Here is an 18,208-nt window from a genome sequence, read left to right as displayed (position 1 = left end):
CTCTGGCCCTGGTGTTGCATGGGCTATAATATGGCGGCGAGTCGGCTGCTATTCCCCGCGAGCGCGGCGGCGCGCCGCGGACTCAGTAACACGGCATCGAGCGTTCTTTGGCGCACGCGCATCACTCCATTCTTGAAGAAGCGGGCCTCGCCAGCGGATTGCTGACGCAGGAGCAAATTGACCGCGCCTGGCATGCGATGGTCGATCCGTTGCGATCGGGGATTCGCTCGCTGAACAATCTCTCCGACGACGTGCTCAGCGAGCAATTGATCAAGCTGGGCTACCTCAATCCTTGGCAAGCTGAGCAACTTCGGCATGGTCGGACCAAGTTCACGCTGGGGCCGTATCGAATTCTGGACGCGATCGGTCACGGCGGGATGGGATACGTGTTCAAGGGAGAGCATTTCCTGCTGGGGCGGATCGAGGCGATCAAGGTACTGCCCAAAACGCAGATGGACCCGCGCTCGATCGAGGCCTTCCGGCGCGAAATCCGCGCGCAGGCGCAGCTCGATCATCCCAATCTGGTGCGCCTGTCGTTCGCCGATAAAGAAGGCGAGACCTATTTCCTCGTTACTGAATTCGTGCCCGGCAGCGATCTTCGTCGCCTCGTACGACATCATGGCCCGCTGACCGAGCGGCAGGCGGCGCTGGTCGTGTCGCAGGGAGCCGAGGCGCTGGCGTACGCGCACGAACGCGGGCTGGTGCATCGCGACGTGAAGCCTGGCAACTTGCTCGTCACGCCGGAGGGTTTGACGAAGTTGACGGACCTGGGACTGGCCTCGTTCTCTTCAGACGCGCCGGCCGCGGCGGGGGGGCCTCGACATATCGTCGGCACGCCCGACTTCATCGCACCGGAAGCGATCACCAATCCGGGCGAAGTGCGGCGATCGTGCGATATTTATTCGCTTGGCTGCACGCTCTACTACGCCGTGACGGGGAAGGTGCCGTACCCAGGGGGCGCCACGCGCGACAAGCTGCGTCGCCACTTGGAAGAGGCGCCGTTGACGCCGACGCGCTTCACGCCGCAGCTCGATCAAGCGCTGGCGGAATTGATCGCCCAGATGATGCACAAGCGGCCTGAAGAGCGGATCGGATCAGCCGCCGAAGTGGTCGAGCGGCTACGCCCCTGGACGGCGACGGCCGACGAAAATACGTGGCGTCAGATTGGCCAGTACGCCGCGGACCCGGGCGAGAAGTCGTTTATTGCCGGAAACTTGGCGGACACGGTGACGGTCGACCCCGGCGATATCGACACGGGCGAACAAACGCCGACACGAACATCGACTGCCATGCCGCTGGCGGGGCTGCCCATGACGCTCGGCGACTCGGCGCTAATCTTTTCCAAGTCGGCGGGGCCAGCGGCCGTCAAGCCATGGGAATGGGCGGGCGTGAGCTTCGGCCTGTTTATGCTGCTCGGAATGGCGATGATCGTGGCGATTGCGGCCGCGGCACTGGCGATTTTCAGCTAGTCGGCGCCGCCGCGTCGGCGGGCGCTTCGGTCGTCTCGGCAGCGGCCGGGGGCTGAGTCTTGGCCGCCTCGTTCACCTGGTCTTGCAGCTCGGTGACGGGGCGGGTGTTCAGAAACTTCGTCAGCATGTCGCGCGTTGAACTGAAGAGCGAATCGATTCGTTTCTGCACCGATGCGTCGTCGGACTTCGGAATGCGACGGGCCGCGTTTTCGATGGTGCGACCGAAGACCGACGGCGACGGCATCGCGTCGAGCTCGCTCATCAGCTCCTTGGCGTCGTCGATGCGGTTTTTCTTGAGCATCGCCTTCACCCGGCCCATCACGATTGCGCGCCGAGCCACGAGGTCGATGAGTTCTTCACGAACGACTTGTGCCTCGGCCTGCGCTTGCAGCCGGGTCACATTGTCGGCGATGGGCGTTTGCTGGACGTCGCTGCCGCCGCTGGCCACCGGCACCTTGGCGAGGACTTGCCCGTCGCTGCGGAGCATGAGCATCGAGACTGCTGCGCCGTTTGGCGGGACGACAATCATGCCGTTACGATCGGTGACGCCGACGCGTTCGCTGCCGCCGTCGGGCGTTTCGCGAAAGACTTCGTAGCCGGCGAGCCCTTGCGACTTATCGGTGCGGGCGTGGAAGCGGACGGGCGTCGCGCCGGGCGGCAGACGGAGGCCGACGGCGATTTGTTCGACGAGGCCCTTCTTGCCAGTTCCGAAAGGGCGACGCACCCCGCTGTGGACGCTGGCGAGCCAACCGGCATCGTTGGCTTCGGTGGCCGTGAGATAGGTCCAGGGGACGGGAAGGATGCCGCCTTCAATCACTTTGCCCGAGCGATCGGTGCGGCGCAGCAGCGGCAAGTACGCCTCGCCTGGCGTCACGAAGCTTTCCTCGCCGGATGGTCGGGGCAACTGGCTGCCTCGAAAGACAAGTTGCACTTGTTCATCGTTGCCCTCGATGGGCTCGACCATGGCCAGCGGCGAAAACGTCGCCTGCAGCAGCTCGAAACTCGCTTCTGCCAGAAACGAGGACTGTTGAACGACGCGGCGTTGGACGGGGCCCCACCGGCGCATGTGGACGTCGAATTCGCGAGCCGCGAGCTCGTAGCCATGCGGGAGGACCCGCACGCCGAGCCAGAGGAGCTTGTCATTGGCTTTCTGGTCGGCCGAGAGTTCATCCCAAGGAATCTCACGCAGCTCAAAACATTGCCGGCGGGCGGCCCCAGCGTCGGGGCTATCAATCTTGAAGTCCCAGAGCGGACGGAGCGAACCTTCGACGCGGGCGGCGATTTGTCCGCTCAGCGAGGTTGGCAGGTCAAGCTGCGGGCGGGAGTGGTCGTCGACGGCGAGGGTTGCGAGGACTCGGTAGGGCGAATGTTCCCACACGGCGCGTTCAGCGGCGCGGGCGTCCAGCGAGCCAGCGACCAACATCGCCGCGCAGGCTAACCACGACGTCCGGCCGCTCAAGCAGCGGGGACGCGACGGAGGTCGTTGGTGAATGGTGGAGGGCGGCAACGCGATTCCTATTCGATCGACTTACGCCAATTAGCGAGATTCTGATACAGGGTGACTGGCGACGCGCCGACGCCGCTGAGCGACTTGCGGTGGGCGAAATGGTTAACCGTTTGCCAGAGCGGAATCAACGGCAGATCGTAGTGAGCGATGCGGTGGATTTCGCGCAGCTGGTCGCGGGCCTGGTTCCAATTCTCCGCACGGTCGAGTTGATCGAGGGCGGCGGCCATCATGGCGCTGGCACGCCCCGCGACGCCAGTGGCGCCAAGCAACCGGCGGGCGTCGTACACGGGCTCCCAAACGGCGAGTTCAGCGTAGAGCAAGTCGTACTTGAGTTCGGCAGGCGGGGCGGAACCTTTGAATTCGGCGAGCTTGATCGGGATGCCAATCAGGTCGAGTTGCAACTTGATTGTTTGACACGACAGCCGGGCGACCGGGTCGGCGGCATGGGCGAGGATCAGCGGCGCCGGGGGCGGGGCGGGCGTCTCGGCTGCGGGAGCATCGCTAGAAGCCGCTGGTTTCTTCGCGGCGTCTCCTTCGGTCGTTGGGGGCTCAGTGGCGGCTGCCGCTTTGGCCTTGGCTTCCGCCTCGGCCTTTTTCTTTTCTTCCTCGCGTTTGGCAAGCGTCGTCCTGGCGACGCCGGCGAGTAGGGCCGCCAGGCGCGGTTCGTAGGGCCGCGGGGCCACCTCGGGGTTGTAGGCATAACCTCCGGGGTCGTTCAGCGTCACGCCGGCCGGGAAGGGACCGCTGAGCGTGCGAAAGCCGGCGCGAGTTTCGCCGCCGAGGATGATGTCCCGCACGATGCTTTCGGCGTCGATTCCATAGTTGAGGGCGCGGCGAAATTCGCGGACCTCCAGCAGAGGATTGGCAGGATTGGGGATCAGCACATGGACGGTCGGCAATCGGTAGGGGACCACCGAGACCGTGGCGGCGTTCTCGACGCTCGCGAGTTGCCAGGGCGGCACGCGGTCGATGGCGTCGACGTCGTTGCGCATCAAGGCGTCGAGCATCGACTCGTCGTCGGGATATTGCATTTCGACGACGAGTCGCGGTTCCCCCGCAGCGGCGGAGGGGGGACTGGAACGCTCGAAGGGGTGCTCGATGCCGTCTCGCTTGGCCGGCTGCGGATCAAACCACAGCCCCGGCGCCTCGCTCGCCGTTGCGAGCCAGCGCAGCGGAATTTGCAAGAACGCCTCCGGGCGGACGTGCGGGCGCCGCCAGACAATTTCAACGCCGCGGCCCTTCGTCAACTGGACGCCGGCAGTGAGGGCAGCGAAATCGGCCTGGGCGCGATCGCCTTGCAGGCTTGCCATTTCGACTAGTCGGAGGGCGAGGGTGCTCGCGCGGAGGCCGCGTTCGACCGCAAGGGGCTTCAACGTGATCGCTGTGCGGAGTCCGTCGTCGCTGGCTTTCAAGTCGCTCCAGCGCGATGCGTAAACGCCGCCTTCAGCGCCGAAGTCGACCATTTCCACCAGCCGCGGATTGACGAGGTCGCTCACTCGCGCTGCGGCCCACGTCGGCGTCTGCGACATGACGCCCGGCGGAGCCGGTTGCGTCACGCCGACGCGAATTTCGGGCGCCGTCGCTTGGATTTCTTTCCACAGTTCGACGCCGCCGGGAATGTCGGGCATGATCGAGCGGGCGAAGGCAATGGCGTCGCGCGCCTCGCCATAGTCTTTCGCAGCGAACGCCTTCCGCGCTCGGGCGAGCTGCGCCTCGGCGTCGCTCTGGAACTGGCCCTGCCAGCGCGCGACATTGGCGAGGTTGAGCTTGGGGAAGCTGCGGGAGAGTGCTTCGACGAGCGTTCGCGCGGCGGCGTAGTCGCGATCCTGCAACCTGCGGGCGATCAAGTCGTCGCTCACCGCCTGGACGGCGTTGACCAGCCGGGGATAGTTCGCGTTGCGCTCGTAGAGCGCCACTAGCGCCGGCCACGCCTCGGCGTGCTTCTTGGCCGCGTAAGAGGCGGAAGCCTCGCGCCAGAGGTGGGTCTGCAGCGCCTGCTCGAGCCCCGGCAGCTGCGGATAGTTGGCGGTGAGGAACGCCAGATATTCGAAGGCGTCGCCGAACTTGCCTTCGGCCGTGAGCCGCTCGGCTTCGGCGAGAAGCATTTGTTCGAAGAATTCGACCTTGGTAATCGCGGCCCACTGCACCGTATAAGGAATCGAGGGGTGGCGCAGACGGCGGATATCGAGCGAACCGGTGGTCGGCAGCGGGTTGGGGAGTTGTCGATTGGGAAGGTCGAGAACGACTGTTTCGATCACCGCGTTCTGATTCGCCGCGTCGAGCGTGATTCGGTCGAACGGCGAGCGCTCGAGGAGGGGAACGGCGATCTCGACCGCCTCGTCAGTTGCGGAGCCCGACGCGGCCGCCGGCGCGCTCGCAGCTGCCGCTCCCCCCGCCGGGGTCGACGACTCCTGCGCCCAGGCGTGGGGTGCACTCCACCTTGGCGCGCAGGCCCACAGCATGCAGATGATGCTGACGCGAATCGCGAATTCTGGGAAGGTGCGCATGGAGATGATGAACTGCGGAAAGTGCTCGCGGATCAGGGCTGGTTGACGACGAGCAGCGTGCCGTCCGCGGCTGCCACCACTAAGCGACCTGCGAATGCGACGGGGCCGGCCGCGAGGTTTTGGCCGACGTCGACGAAGCCGGCGTCGCTGCCATCGGCCAGGTTGACCTTCGAGATGCCGACGGGGTGAAGCAAGAATGCATGGCCGTCGGCCAGCAGCGGTGCGCCGCCCACGGCGCCGTGGGCGAGCGGCTGGCGCCATTTGACGGCGCCATCGACGCCTACGAGCAACAGTTCGTTCGCATCGTTGGCGAGCAGCACGCCATCGCTCGCGGCATACGGACCCCAGGCAATTTGTCCGCCGACGTCGGTTGTTTCACCCGGCGCGAGGTCAGGAACCGCGAAGCGAGCGAGTTTACCGGCCTGATTGCCAACGAATGCCGTTTCGCCGACGGCGGCCAAACGCGTCACTAGCGGCGAAGGACCGACGTCGACGCTCGCAGTTGCCTCCAGGTGAGCGTCAGGTTCAGCCGCGAGTCGCACCAGGTAGATTTTGCCAACGCCGTCGGACGCGATGAGTTGTGCATTGGTTCCTGTGCCCGCGACGGCCGACGGCAGCCAGCGATACGTCGTGCCGGGAGTGAGTTCCGGCTGAAACGGCGTCGCTGCCACTGCCGCGTCGTCAGCGTTGTACAGGAAGACCTGTCCTACTTCGCTGGGAGCGGCGAAGCCTTCGCCCCACGCGGTCAGGGCGCCGCTGAGCGGGCCGGGGAGTTCGATCTCGCGCAATTGTTGCCGCGGGTCGTTCGGGCGAAAGTGGACGATCTTCGCAGCTCCGGCGCCTGCGAGGGCCAGTCGTCCGCCGCCCAAGTCGAGCGCGTCGTTGAACAGAGTCGGCTTGAGCGAAGCGGAATCGATGCGCAGGGCTTGGTCCTGCACGCGGCGCGCGAGCGCTTCGCGGTTCAGCACATAAACGGCGCCCGATGACGAGCCGGCAATGATTTGCTGACTGCTGGGGTCAACCGCCGGCGGGCCGGCGGGAGGGACGGCGATGGCCGTTTCCCACAGGGCCTTGTCTGACGAGGCGTCCATGGCCGCAACGATCGCGCCCCCCTGCCCTGCCGGCCGTCGCACGTGGATGATCAGGCTGCCAATCGACTGTAACGGATAGTCAAAAGCGTCCGCGCGATAGTCGCGCTCGATGCTGCGGACCGGTAATTGGTTTCCCGTGGGCAAGATGGCGAGCTTGGTGAGACCGCGCGCGGCGAGCCATAGATGACCGTCATGCAGCAGGCTGAACCGCGCCAGCTGTTCGCCGTCTTTCGCGTCGCGCGAGGCAAGCGGCGTCAGCGCTGACTTGTCGTTTCCCGCGGCCACTTCGAAGACGATCGCCTGTCCCTGCGAGGTGACCGTCGCGAAACGTCTGCCGGCGACCTGCAGCGGCGTCGTCACGAGTCCTGGCAGCCGGTAGTTCGCCGCGTCGGCGTCGGGAGCGCCTTGGTCGTTGAGGGCGAGCACGCGGACTTGGCAGGTCTCGGCGCCCGAGTTGTCGGCGACGATGACTTTGTTAAGCACCGCGATGGGCGGGGTCGCGGCCCCTCCGGCCGAGTGGCCCAGATAGTAGACGCCGACGCAGGCGAGCTTGTCGGCCGAGAGCGTATAAAGGTTCGAGTGTTCGCCAAGGACATAAATGCGATCGCCGCGCTCATTGACGACAGGCGCCTGGCGAATGGGCTGCGAAAACTCGACGTATCCCGCTGATTCACCGCTCGCTTGATCAACGACGTAGATGCGCCCTGCGTCGCTAGCCACCAGCAGGCGAGTGCCGAAAGGCACGGCAGTCGCCAGTCTGCCTGCAAGGGGCAACCGCCAAACGAGCTTGCCGCTCTTGCCGTCGAACGCTGCCAGCTCGTGCCGCTGCGCGTCGGCGGCGACGACCACGCCGCTGGGGAGCAGCACGGGATACGATGCGACGTCTGGTCCGACGAATCGCCGCCAGAGGAGCGCTCCATCGCCGCCGCCCAGCCCATAGAGCGCGCCATCGATGCGGACAACGACGGGCGCGGCGGCCCCTGTCGCCGCTGGACCGCGACGATCAGCAAGTGCGAGTTCCGCCACGATGGAAGTTTCGGCCGGCGTCGTTACCGCGACCTGCTTCGATGCGACGAATTTCACGGCCGCTTGTTCGGCGACCCCGACTTTCGAAATCGCTTCTGCGAGCGACGGGTCGTCGCTCAGCGCTGGATGGGTGAGCAGGAGCGTGTCGCGAATTTTCAGCGCCTCGGCAGGTTTGCCCGCGGCGGTGACTTCTGCCATCTTCGCCAGGGCCGCCGCCAGATCGACTTTTCGTTGCAATCGCGTTTGGACAAGCGCGAGAGTTTCCTGAATTTCGCCGATCTGGGTCGTCTGTCGAAGCTCATCCGGAATGTACTTCGTATTGGAAGCGAGCGCGAGGACGACGTTCGCCTGTTCCAGTCGCTTCGTGACGGTTTCTTCGTCCGACGCCTTTTCCGCCTGGTCGGCAAGTCCGCGAGCAATGCGCGGCAGGAGTTGCGACAACTCTTGTTTGGCCGTGGTGATACTGCTGCTCTGCTCGGCGTTCGAGATAAACGCTGGTTCGTTTTCAATCTCGGTCAGGATGGTCGGGGCCAGGTCGGCGGCGCCTGCGAAATTGCTGCTTTCCGACAGGTCCCACAACTGCGAGAGGCCGGCGCGAACTTTGGCTTCGCTGACGTCTTTGTGGTGCGAATACTTAGTGACGAATTCTTTGTAGAGCGTGGTCGCCTGCGCATAGTTGCCGCCGTCGAAGGCAGCCTGCGCTTCCTTCAGCGACTTGTCGGCGGTCTCGCGAAACAGCAACCACCAGAGGACGACGCTGCCCACGACCAACACCGCCAGGGCGCCGCCTCCCATGAGCAGCAGCGGCGAGTCCCACTGGCTCTTTTCACCGTCGTTGCCGGACTTCTTTTTCTTGGGAGGACTCGACTTCTTGCCCTTGGGCTTCCGCAGCGACGCGGGGCGCAGTTTGCTGCCGGCCGCCGAACGGCGGGGCCGGTCTTCTTCGGCGGTCAGCTCGCCGCCGCCGTCGATTGCGGTTGGCGCATCGAACGCCGCGGCGCCGGCGTCAAACGGTTCGGCAATCGCGGCGGGGCCCGTGGCATCGGCTTCGTCCTCGAACTCGACAATCTCCAGCTCGTCGTCCTCGACGATATGGGGCATGGCCTGCGGCGGTCGGGGCGCGGCGGCGCTTCCCAGCGGCGTGAGACCGAGGATGCTTGACTCGGCCTTGTCGCTGACGACAAGCGTCGTTTCGAGGAGGACCCGGGCCTGGGCGCGAGTGACCAAGTCTTTTTTGACGAGATACTTGAGAATCGACTGCGGCGTGATCCGAGAGTCGCCCTGACGCGACTTGGCGCGGAGCTGGCGGGCAACCCCGTCTTGCACGAGCCGCTGCTGTTCGAGAAGGTCGATGAAGTCGTCGGTAGTCATCACGGCGGCGTTCGGGTCCAGGCAGTGCGAGTGAGTTGGCGGCGACGGGCCGTGCTAGAAGTATTTTTGATCGACGACTTCAAATTTGTAACCGTCGCGATCCGGAATGACCGTGAAGACGGTTTCTCGAATCTTATTGGGCTCGTGTTTCTTTTGGGCCGATTGTTCCATGCGATTCTTTTCCAGCGTGTAGAGCAGTTGCTCGACCTCGCGCGGATAGAACAACAGTGCAATCGGCCCGCGCTGCAGCGTGCCGGCCTTGCGCGCCAAGTCTTTCGTCAGCGCCGGCATGGGGCCGTCGGCCGGGAGGGTTTGTCCCCAGCCGCCATATTCGATTGGCTTGGCGGACTCCGTTGTGGGCGTGCCCGACGCGAATCCGTACGCCACATGGACTTGATTGTCCCGGCCAAGGACGCCGATGCGAATTTTGTACTGGTCGAGCCACTTCGCAAAGTCGGCCGCGGACGGCGGCTCAAAGCGGATCTTCCAGCGTTCCCAACGGGGCACGCGCTCGATGACGCCATCGTTGCCGGGGCCCGGCTGGCGGGCGTCGCCAACGCCGCCCCCTTTGCTCGCCTGCTCGTCAGAGCCTTGAACGGCAAGGTCCGCGGCGACATTGTCGCTGATGACAGCGTCGCTCAATAGTTCGGTCGTCGATTCAACCGCTGCCAACGTTTCCGCCAGGTTTGGCTCGGCAAGTTCCGAGCCATCCTCCACGCCAGGCGGCTCGGGGTCGGTGCCAAAGCCGCCGTTTCCCGTGGGGCTAGTCGCCTCCATGGGAACAAATTCGATGGCGACTACTTCTTCGCGGTTGAATTTGTCGGCGAAGAAGATCATCGCCAAGCCGCCGAACATCGTGCCGAAAATGACTAGTAGCGAAATCACCAGCGTCGCCGACCGCTCGTACGAGCTGACCGTTAGCGCCGACTGCTCGCGGGCCTGCGTCGATCGATCAGTTGTAGTAGTGGGGGGCGGGGCGATGGCCATAAGTCGGCGGGCGGGGCGGCTCGAAGTCCAGAGAAATTTTAGTTCTTGGTGCGTCCAGTCATAAGTAGTCGTCGATGGCGCGCTACGAGCGACCTATTCAACTGCCTCGGTCACGGCAAGTCGCATGTCTTCCATGCCGACGTCGGCCCCCGAGTCGAGCACCATCACCGCCGTCCCGTGACTCGCCTTCGGGTTGCAGGTAATGACCATCCCCGTCGGTTGAAAGTCGCGATTGCGGAGGTCTCTCAGTTTAACCCGCAGACTTTGCGAGCCGAACACTTGCTCGTCTTCGACCCAAACGGTGTCGTCCTCTTCAATGGTCACGGAGATAAAGCTGGGATCATTCGCCAGATCGGGCGTCGCCTGAGCTACCGGCGCGGACGTCTTTTTCTGCGGCGGCGGGAGGCCGATGACCGATTCGACCGCGCTAAGCGAGGTGACCATGAAGAAAATTAAGAGGAAGAAGACGATGTCGACCATCGCCGTCATGTCGATCAGATCTTCTTCGTGCGCGGGGCCCGAGGAACTCAGCAGGCCATGGGGCGAACTGCCGTGGGAGTCGCCTGCAGGTTTCCGGCGCGCGGCCTGCTCGGCGGTGGGGACCTTGATCGACGCTCGGCACTTCGGGCACGTCCGTTCGCGGCCGACGAGCGACTCTGGCGCTGAAAGCTTCTTGCCGCAAAGCGGGCAGGCGAATGAGATCGTCATGGCTCGTCGATCTCCGTCACGCCGGCATGAAGCTTCATCCCTTCGACGGCAGCGGCGAGCGAGATGCGATTGACCTGACCTTCCTGGACTTTGGCCTCGGCCTTGATGAGGACGTTGGTCTTTCCGTCCGCGAGCGCCTTTTCAACGTACTCGCGAACCTTGGTTTCCTGCTGCTCGGGATCCTTGATCTCCTCGCCCTCTTTGCCGTTGCCGAGATAGACGCTGATGGATTCGCCATCGAGACTGCCCAAAACGGTGATTCTCACCGACGTGTCGGGATCGAGCGCCGCGACATGGCGCGCGGTCGGCATGGCGATCTCGCCCATCGCGGCGGTGAGGAACGACACGAGGAAGTAGATGTTCATCATGAACACCAGGTCGATCATGGCGGTGATGTCGAACTCGGCGTCGTCTTCAAGGGGACGACGCGCCAAAAGCGTATCGTCGGCCCCGTGAGCGCCGCCCAAGTTCACGCCGCCAGAATGCATGGGTGCCCCTTTTTCGGCCTAGGAACGGTGCTTGAGCGCGTCGAGAATCCGCACGAGGCCGGCTCCGAGCGCGTCCTGAAACTTGCGAATCCTGTTATTGAGGCTCGCCATCATGAAGTTAAACGGAATGGCGGTGATCAGTCCCATCGCAGTGCAGATGAGCGCGATGCTGATCTCACCGGCGATTTCCGAGGGTTGGATCTTGGCGCCAGTGCCGATGCGCCCGAACGCCGCCATCATGCCTAGCACCGTCCCGAACAGGCCCAGCAGCGGACCGCTCTTAATAACGGTGGCGATCCAGCGGGATCGATATTCCAGATCGCCGAAGATGTCGCGCTGCACGACTTCAGCGACCAGCTGACGCAACTGGGGTTCCGCAAGGTCGCGATTCTCGACGGCCATGTAGGCGAGCTGCGGCAGTGCGCGGGCGTCGTCGGCGCAAAGTTCTTCGACCGAATCGAATTGCCCTGCCTCGATCAACGGCAGCAACTCGTCCATGAGTTCGGCCTGATCGTCGTGGCTCTTGAAGCTGAGCTGCTTGACGCGGCGAAAACCGAGAACCAGGTGGTAGAGCCCCCAGAAGAAGTTTAGCGCCAGGAATCCATAGCACCAGTCTTCAAGGAGGGAGGCGAAACTGTTGGCAGCGTTCATGCTGGAAGTGCCTGCGGCGGACTGGATGGTGAAGCGATTCGACCTGTCACGAACCGGGTCGTTGGGATGATCAAAAGCGGCGCCCTCCCCGTCGGGAAGCGGCGTTGCTTACGGCAGCGGCGGAGCTTCCGGACGAACCGTTTGGTACCACTGCTTCCAGCGGTCGACGGCGACCCGGCGCTCGGCATCCTCAAAGTTATCGGGCGGCCCGTACCCCTCAAAGTTGCGGCTGACGGATCTCAGTCCGTCGCGCGCCTCGCGGACGACGCGCTTGTCGGGGTCGGTTAATGCATAGATCAGCGTTGGCGCGTAATCAATATCGCGTAGCTTCGCTAACGCACGCACGGCCATAATCCGGGCGCCGGCTGGACCGCTCTTCACCACTTGCTGCAAGCGACGGGCGTCCTGGGCGTCGACATTGTGCACGTCCAACGCGGCGGGATTGTCGAGCAGATCGTCGAGCGAGCTTGAATTCGACTCATCCAACATCCCTAACAGCTGGTCGACTTCGGTCGGTTTCTGGTCAACGACCAGCCTGCCGCCGCGGAGTTTCACCTTCGACAAATCGCGAGGCAACCCGCGGCCGCCGACGAGGGTTCCTTCGCCCAAGCTTGCGGCAATGCTCTTCTGCGTCGACCGCAACAGAAAAAGTACGGAGAAGGCCGTCGCACAAGCTTGTCCTGAGCTGTCGCTCCAGCTCCCTTCGGCCGATTGAGTCTCTTTCAGGCGTTTGAAGCCTTCGTTGTACCACTCCGGATCCTCCACTACTTCGCCGTCGAGGTACTCCTGAAAGCTGCGGAACCGTTCGATCGAATAGTAGTAGTAACTTTGATATTCATGGACTTCGAAGCCGAAGTTCTTGTCGAACCAGGCTCGACCGGCGGCTACGGTTTCCGTTAGACGCTGCGGGTCGACGTTCCCGGGCGGGAGGGACGGGGCGCGCGTCGTTCCCGGCGCTTCGACGCGCTTCAGCGCGGCAGGAAGCTCGCTCGAAACGAGCGCTGTTTCCGCTCTTGGAGGTTGCAGCAGCCCGACGAGGTTCCCCAGGATCAGCGTGCCGCTCATTCCCGCGGCCGCCATGGAACGGCCAGGCTTATCGGGCTGTTCGACAAGGTTAAAGTTTCCCGGGTCGATCCCCTGGTAGCCCCACACGCCCGAGGGATCGCGTGTGCGCATGAGCCAATTGAGGCAACGCTGCACCGAGTCGGCGTCGGGGCTGATTCCGTGATTCAACAATTGCCAATACGCCAAGGCGGCGTACTGGGTTTGAGAGGTATCGCCGGTCGGAATCCCCTGGTACCCGAATCCGCCGTGTTCTTTTTGGTAGTCCTTCAGCTGCGAGACATAGGCGTTGATCAGGTCACGATGCGCCGCGGCATCGAGTTCCGTCAGGAAGATGATCGCGATGCATTTGCCGTACAGGTAGCCGCGCTGCTTCTCCTCGTCGATTGACGAGCGACACGATTCGAGCGCCTCTTGAATTTTCGGATGCCCCTGGGACATCCCGCGCTTGTGAAACGCCAAGGCGATCAGGCACTTGCCGCCGACTTCGCCGTGCGACTGCGATTCGAGGAATTTCAGGCCTTTGTCGACGACGGCCAGCACCTCGGGACTTTCCGGGGTGTACGCCAGAGAGGTCTGCTGGCTGGCGGCCAGAAACCCAAGAAGTGCAATCGTCAAACGGCCGAGAAGGCGAGTCGCTTGGCCATGTGCGCGCATCGCGGCGCCCTCTGCGATCCTGCCGCAGCGGCGCGCATCGATAGCATCGACGGCCATCATCGCGTGGCGTGCCTCAAGTAACTTCAATGTTCCGAATCCGGACCGTAGGCTCGGGTCGCGCCCGTCGCCTTGCTCAGAGTGAGCCGTCCACAGTCGCGCCGCCTCCTGCCTCGGGGAGCGCCAGCGACTGCCGCGCGACGCCTTGCGGCCAGCCGTGCGACACTTCATCGTAGCTGCCGCTTTTCCGGCGTGTCAAGCAGCGGGGCGACCGTCCAGTTTCAACGCTCGAACCGGTTATGACAGTCGGCGGACGCCGACTGGGCAACGGGGCCTGAGCGAGCCGAAAACTCTTCTCGCCAAGCGGTCGCCAATCATTGACACCGGCGGTCCCGCTTCTTAGGATGCGCCGTTTCGCTGGCAATGATGCCCGGGGACAGGTAGCTCAGTTGGTAGAGCAATGGACTGAAAATCCATGTGTCGGCGGTTCGATCCCGCCCCTGTCCACTTCCTAAGTGCTTCGCGAGCCAGACCTTACGAATCGGTCGCTTCTTCGATCGCCGCCTCAAAATCGCAACTGTTGCTAAAAGTGTTGCTAGTCGCCGCCCACAGTGCGTTGGCGACATCATCGGCTTCGATGTTGACGTAATACTGCATCGTCGTCTGAATTGAGGCGTGACGCATTAACTTCTGCAGGATCGCAGGCATCACGCGCGGCGCCCAACGATACCCAAAAGCCCGTCGAAGATCATGCGCGGAAGCGAACTTCGTGGGCTCGCCTGTGCGCGGATCGGCGTCGACGACGACCTTGGCCTGTTCGCCGATCTTGGCGATGACTTCGCCGATGCGGTGAAGACTTGGGGTTGGCCCGCCACGCCGCTTTGCCTGGGGCCGAAAAACTGGTCCTGAGCGGGCTTCTAGCGGGACCGTGGCCAATAACGCTACAAACTCGGGAGCCATCGGTAAACGTCGATCCTGGCGACCCTTCTCCAGCTCTCCCCGAATGATGAACATGGGTCGCTTGCCATCCATGTCGATCGTATGGCCCCGGTAGCCGTCCCAGTGCAGCAGACACGCTTCCTGAAGACGAAGGCCGGACAGCCAAAGGCCGCGGAGCAGAAATTGCCAAGTAGCTGCCGAAGCTTCGCTGACGACCGCAGGCGTTGCTTCCAACATTGCCCTAAACTCGACGGGCGTCACCGCTCGCCCCCTCATCAACTTGACTCCCTTGCCGCGTTTGATTTTAGGTATCTTCGGCAGTCGCGGAAGCATTCCCCACTCGACCGCAGCGTTCAGCGCCGCGCGGAGATGGGCCAGGTAACTAACCGCGGTGTTGATGCTGTTTGCACGGATCATTGAGTCCTTGTAGTGCAGTAATCGTTGCTCGTCCAAGTCGCCAAGTCGTCTTGGAGCACAGATTGCTTCCACCGAATTGAAGACGCTGATGACTTTGAGCAGCGTCGTTTCCGCCTGCTCGCGTTGGACTTGTTGCTCATGGCGTTCGCGGAACGCATCCCAAGCAACATTGGCAGATCTGCAATAAGCTCCCTGTCGCAGGTCGCGTGTTGCTTCTTCAAATCCGCACCGCTAAGCCTGTAAGTTACCGATCGCTTTGCGCGAGGCAGCCGGCTACCGCTAAATCCAGTGCCGTTTGGCGGCATGAATGCTTGGGGAGCTTAGCGCCTACGCCCTCCTTGAAGTGGCTGCTGCGACGGCGTCCAGAGCGTATCCCACGATTGTCGCACGGACTTGCTCTCTACATTTTTGAGCTCTCGCCTGTCGCGAGGGCGGTTGTGTACCTCACACGACCGCCCTCGACAGGGGCGGTCCCTTTGGAAAGGAACGTCCCATGAACTGCTCAGCAATCGTCGCTGCTGATGACGCCCCTCCCCTCCCCTGGCAAGCCTCGTTCGTCCAGATGCTGCCGACGATCCGGCGCTACGCACGAATCGCCTTCCGTGAACTGGCCCCCGAAGAACGCGAAGAGGCGATCCAAACGGTCATCGCTTCGGCTGCGGTCGCCTATGCCGGGCTGGCGCAGGCGGGTCGAGCGAAGCTCGGCTACGCCACGCCGTTGGCCCGTTACGGCGTGCGGCGTTATCGATCCGGGCGCTTGACCGGAAGCCGTGACAACGCGGCGGACGTCGGCTCGGTGAAATGCCGGCGGCGCGGCTGTCGCACCGAACCGATCGACTCGATCGCCCAGTCCCTTAGCGACTACCGACGGGCAAGTCCCGCGGAGATGGCGGCGCTGCGAATTGACTTCAGCCAGTGGTACGGTTCGCTCTCCCGTCGTGATCAGCGCGTGGTCCACGCGCTGGCGCAGGGGGAACGGACGAGCGCCGTCGCGGAGCTCTGTCGGCTGACCGCCGGACGAGTCAGCCAGCTGTGGCGCGAGCTCCACGACAGCTGGCGGCTGTTCGTGGGAGATGCGGCTCCGAGTCCGTGCTAGAGCGCGCGGGAGAGCTGCCAGCGCCGGGGCGCGCGCTCTGGCGCTGGCGGCCGCCCTGCCCTCTCCTGAAGAGCAAGGGGGGCTTTGCTTAGCTATCAGCGACGAGGAGTGCGCTGGTTCTCGGTAGAACTTGAATTCCTTGCCGAAAAATGCCAAGTGACGGGCAGCGGGCGGGGCGAGATCGATCGCCAACGATCCGGCCTGAGCGTCATTGCTGACAGTTATCACGAGAAAGTTGCCGGACATCATGTCCGGCGGCGTCTGGTCCGCGTCTCGTCATTGTTAACGGCGCCCGCTTGCTCTGGTCAATATAAAGCGCCCTTATGCCACGGCTCGGCAAAAGGTCGACGTTAGCTTCGGCAACCGGACCATTGTTGACGGGCTTCAGGAAAACCAAGGACTGCTCGGTTCTTTCATTCGCTATATCTTTGGGTGCTCGAGGCCCATCAGTCGCTTGCTCACCAAAACCAGGCGAGGGAATCGGTTACGGCGCGCCTGGATGCGTTCTGTTGGTTTTCTTTCGCTGCGGCGCGTCGGCGATTCTGCTCAGAGCCGCGCGGGCGTGCGAATTTACTGCACGAGTGCAACGTTGCCGCCATCCTGTCGTCGTTCTACGTAGTTTGCGTGGCGCACGTGACGAGCTGGGCTGCGGGTTGCTTCCGCAGCAATTCCGCCAACGGCGGACCATGGCTCTCTCCAGCCGGCTGCGATCCAGATTCGCCGGCGATTGGATGCCGGGAAAATCACGGAAATGATCCAAGCTCACGCGCGTTCACTTATTATCATTCACGTTTGGCTTCGAAGTCCTAACGTCGCGCGGCTCTTCGCATAAACTACTCTGCGGTGATCCTTAGCGGACAAGTCGCGATTCGCCAAAGCTCCAGTGCCTGGTTTGAATTGGGTCAGTTCTGCTTAGAGTAAGAATCTAGGCTGAGATGAGAATGACGTTTCCGTGCTCCATCACTTCGCCTGTGCGGATGATGCCTGCCGCTGAAGGCACGCGTGCTTTAAAGTTAGCGAACGGCTCGAATGTAACCTTGATGCCTTCGACAATTCTGCGGAAGTCGTTTTGCACGTCGACGCCGTTGAACGTAAGAAACTCCTGAGACTTGACAACTTCGCCGCATTTCCAGTTCGCCAGCACTGCCTCCATCACTTGATGCACGGTGGGTACCCCTTTGATCAGCGACACGTCGATCGTTTCGACGCCTGGCCATGATTTGAATGCAGCATCGGCAATTACCAAAGCATCTGTATGTCGCACGCGAGCGATTAGGGAAAGTATCTGAGGATTAATGAGTCCTGTAACAAGCATAGCGTGTAGTCCTGGTTTTGCGACGTTGACTAGCTAAGGCAGCAGAGTTTACGCTTGGTCTGTGGAGCATGCGCCGTTGATGTCGGCGGCAGAGCAAGTGATGATAAAATGCCAAACATGGACCGCAAAGGCTGCCATTGTTCTATCGCTGGCTGCCACGGCGCGCGGAGTGGATGCGCCGTCGGCGGTCGGCGCCGTGCGAAATCCACCCAACATTATATGGATCCTGACCGACGAGTTGGGGTGGGGTGATCTGGGCTGCTTTGGACATGCGGTCATCAAGATGCCTTCGCTCGATCAGCTGGCTCGCGAGGGCTGTCGCTTGACTCGATTCTACGTGACGACGCCGCTCTGCTCGCCGAGCCGTGCGGGGGCGTTGACGGGTCGAGATCCGAATCGATACGGTATGGTTCATGTGGTAGATCGAGGGATGGTCAACCCTCACTTGGCCGTGCCCGAGGTGCATCACCTTCCGGTTGACGAGCCAGTGCTGCCTAAAGTGCTGCAATTGGCGGGCTACCGGACGGGCGCCATTGGTAAATGGCACCTCAGTTTGACGGAAATTGAATCGGCGATAGCGTGGTGATCTTCGCCATGCGGTTCCACGCGAATGATGGGGCGGTCGCCGCTTGTTTGAATCATCGCGGCAGCTGACAGCCGAAGCGTAGGCGCTGGCATGAAGGCGCGTCAGGAGGGGTTGGCCACAGGGATGTTGGTCCACCTCAGGGCAATTACCGTACCACAACAGCCGTCGTTCTGTGGCGCCGAAAGCGGGAAAACAGTGCGGCACAAAGCACGGCAAAGACTAAAAGCGATGGCGAAGACAAAAACTTCCTAATAATACCCTGTTAGGATAAGAGCCGGCGCGAAGGTTAGCTTCCGCATCGCGGCGGCGTCGAGTGGTCAACATCCTCCCCTGC

Annotated in this window: 13 protein-coding genes and 1 tRNA gene; 4 read left to right on the top strand and 10 right to left on the bottom strand. The window is 62.9% G+C overall.

What is annotated here, in order from left to right; genetic code table 11:
- The first annotated feature begins 107 nt into the window (after window positions 1-107).
- Window positions 108-1,469: a serine/threonine-protein kinase gene (locus I41_RS14845; RefSeq protein WP_145433609.1), complete on the top strand. Its 1,362-nt coding sequence runs from the start codon at window positions 108-110 to the stop codon at window positions 1,467-1,469.
- On the opposite strand, the gene I41_RS14840 is transcribed toward I41_RS14845, so the two are convergent.
- From I41_RS14840 to I41_RS14805, 8 genes are all read right to left on the bottom strand, one after another.
- Window positions 1,462-2,892 carry a hypothetical protein gene (locus I41_RS14840; RefSeq protein WP_210420960.1) on the bottom strand — a complete coding sequence of 477 codons (1,431 nt, stop codon included), beginning with the start codon at window positions 2,890-2,892 and terminating at the stop codon, window positions 1,462-1,464. The genes I41_RS14845 and I41_RS14840 overlap by 8 nt on opposite strands.
- Window positions 2,893-2,984: 92 nt before the next feature.
- Window positions 2,985-5,483, bottom strand: coding sequence for an ABC transporter substrate-binding protein (locus tag I41_RS14835; protein ID WP_168206923.1), 2,499 nt, complete (start codon window positions 5,481-5,483; stop codon window positions 2,985-2,987).
- Between the two features lie 32 nt (window positions 5,484-5,515).
- Window positions 5,516-8,971 (bottom strand): outer membrane protein assembly factor BamB family protein, encoded by a 3,456-nt coding sequence (locus tag I41_RS14830; RefSeq protein WP_246133881.1) that lies wholly within the window; start codon window positions 8,969-8,971, stop codon window positions 5,516-5,518.
- Between the two features lie 54 nt (window positions 8,972-9,025).
- On the bottom strand, window positions 9,026-9,958 hold the full coding sequence (locus I41_RS14825) for a hypothetical protein (protein WP_145433601.1): 933 nt from the start codon (window positions 9,956-9,958) through the stop codon (window positions 9,026-9,028).
- Window positions 9,959-10,051: 93 nt separating this feature from the next.
- Window positions 10,052-10,666 (bottom strand): ExbD/TolR family protein, encoded by a 615-nt coding sequence (locus I41_RS14820; protein WP_145433599.1) that lies wholly within the window; start codon window positions 10,664-10,666, stop codon window positions 10,052-10,054.
- Window positions 10,663-11,154, bottom strand: a complete 492-nt coding sequence (locus tag I41_RS14815; protein WP_145433598.1) for an ExbD/TolR family protein — start codon at window positions 11,152-11,154, stop codon at window positions 10,663-10,665. Before I41_RS14815 ends, I41_RS14820 begins: the two co-directional genes overlap by 4 nt.
- 18 nt (window positions 11,155-11,172) lie before the next feature.
- A complete protein-coding gene (locus I41_RS14810; RefSeq protein WP_145433596.1) occupies window positions 11,173-11,805 on the bottom strand; it encodes a MotA/TolQ/ExbB proton channel family protein in 633 nt (210 codons plus the stop codon).
- A gap of 108 nt (window positions 11,806-11,913) precedes the next feature.
- A complete protein-coding gene (locus tag I41_RS14805; RefSeq protein WP_168206922.1) occupies window positions 11,914-13,584 on the bottom strand; it encodes a hypothetical protein in 1,671 nt (556 codons plus the stop codon).
- A gap of 371 nt (window positions 13,585-13,955) precedes the next feature.
- Between I41_RS14805 and I41_RS14800 the strand changes: the two genes are divergently transcribed.
- Window positions 13,956-14,028, top strand: a tRNA-Phe gene (locus I41_RS14800).
- Between the two features lie 27 nt (window positions 14,029-14,055).
- Here I41_RS14800 and I41_RS14795 read toward each other — a convergent pair.
- Window positions 14,056-15,078, bottom strand: a complete 1,023-nt coding sequence (locus tag I41_RS14795; protein ID WP_315852450.1) for a tyrosine-type recombinase/integrase — start codon at window positions 15,076-15,078, stop codon at window positions 14,056-14,058.
- 292 nt (window positions 15,079-15,370) lie between these two features.
- On the opposite strand from I41_RS14795, the gene I41_RS14790 reads away from it, so the two are divergent.
- Entirely contained in the window at window positions 15,371-15,973 is a 603-nt protein-coding gene (locus I41_RS14790; protein WP_145433590.1) for a hypothetical protein, read from the top strand.
- Between the two features lie 925 nt (window positions 15,974-16,898).
- Here the strand turns inward: I41_RS14790 and I41_RS14785 are convergent.
- Entirely contained in the window at window positions 16,899-17,288 is a 390-nt protein-coding gene (locus tag I41_RS14785; RefSeq protein ID WP_145433588.1) for an RbsD/FucU domain-containing protein, read from the bottom strand.
- Between the two features lie 196 nt (window positions 17,289-17,484).
- Here I41_RS14785 and I41_RS14780 point away from each other — a divergent pair, with 196 nt between their 5' ends.
- Window positions 17,485-17,874, top strand: coding sequence for a sulfatase family protein (locus I41_RS14780; protein ID WP_168206921.1), 390 nt, complete (start codon window positions 17,485-17,487; stop codon window positions 17,872-17,874).
- Window positions 17,875-18,208 lie beyond the last annotated feature (334 nt).

The sequence above is a fragment of the Lacipirellula limnantheis genome (assembly GCF_007746075.1).
Classification (GTDB): domain Bacteria; phylum Planctomycetota; class Planctomycetia; order Pirellulales; family Lacipirellulaceae; genus Lacipirellula; species Lacipirellula limnantheis.
The sequence above is the reverse complement of the archived record's forward strand: the minus strand, read 5'-3'. Positions and strand labels throughout refer to the sequence as shown.

Coding starts and splice junctions, on each gene's coding strand:
- I41_RS14810 (WP_145433596.1), bottom strand. CDS start 11,805: ATGAACGCTGCCAACAGTTTCGCCTCCCTCCTTGAAGACTGGTGCTAT.
- I41_RS14825 (WP_145433601.1), bottom strand. CDS start 9,958: ATGGCCATCGCCCCGCCCCCCACTACTACAACTGATCGATCGACGCAG.
- I41_RS14785 (WP_145433588.1), bottom strand. CDS start 17,288: ATGCTTGTTACAGGACTCATTAATCCTCAGATACTTTCCCTAATCGCT.
- I41_RS14835 (WP_168206923.1), bottom strand. CDS start 5,483: ATGCGCACCTTCCCAGAATTCGCGATTCGCGTCAGCATCATCTGCATG.
- I41_RS14840 (WP_210420960.1), bottom strand. CDS start 2,892: ATGTTGGTCGCTGGCTCGCTGGACGCCCGCGCCGCTGAACGCGCCGTG.
- I41_RS14805 (WP_168206922.1), bottom strand. CDS start 13,584: ATGATGGCCGTCGATGCTATCGATGCGCGCCGCTGCGGCAGGATCGCA.
- I41_RS14790 (WP_145433590.1), top strand. CDS start 15,371: ATGAACTGCTCAGCAATCGTCGCTGCTGATGACGCCCCTCCCCTCCCC.
- I41_RS14830 (WP_246133881.1), bottom strand. CDS start 8,971: ATGACTACCGACGACTTCATCGACCTTCTCGAACAGCAGCGGCTCGTG.
- I41_RS14815 (WP_145433598.1), bottom strand. CDS start 11,154: ATGCATTCTGGCGGCGTGAACTTGGGCGGCGCTCACGGGGCCGACGAT.
- I41_RS14820 (WP_145433599.1), bottom strand. CDS start 10,666: ATGACGATCTCATTCGCCTGCCCGCTTTGCGGCAAGAAGCTTTCAGCG.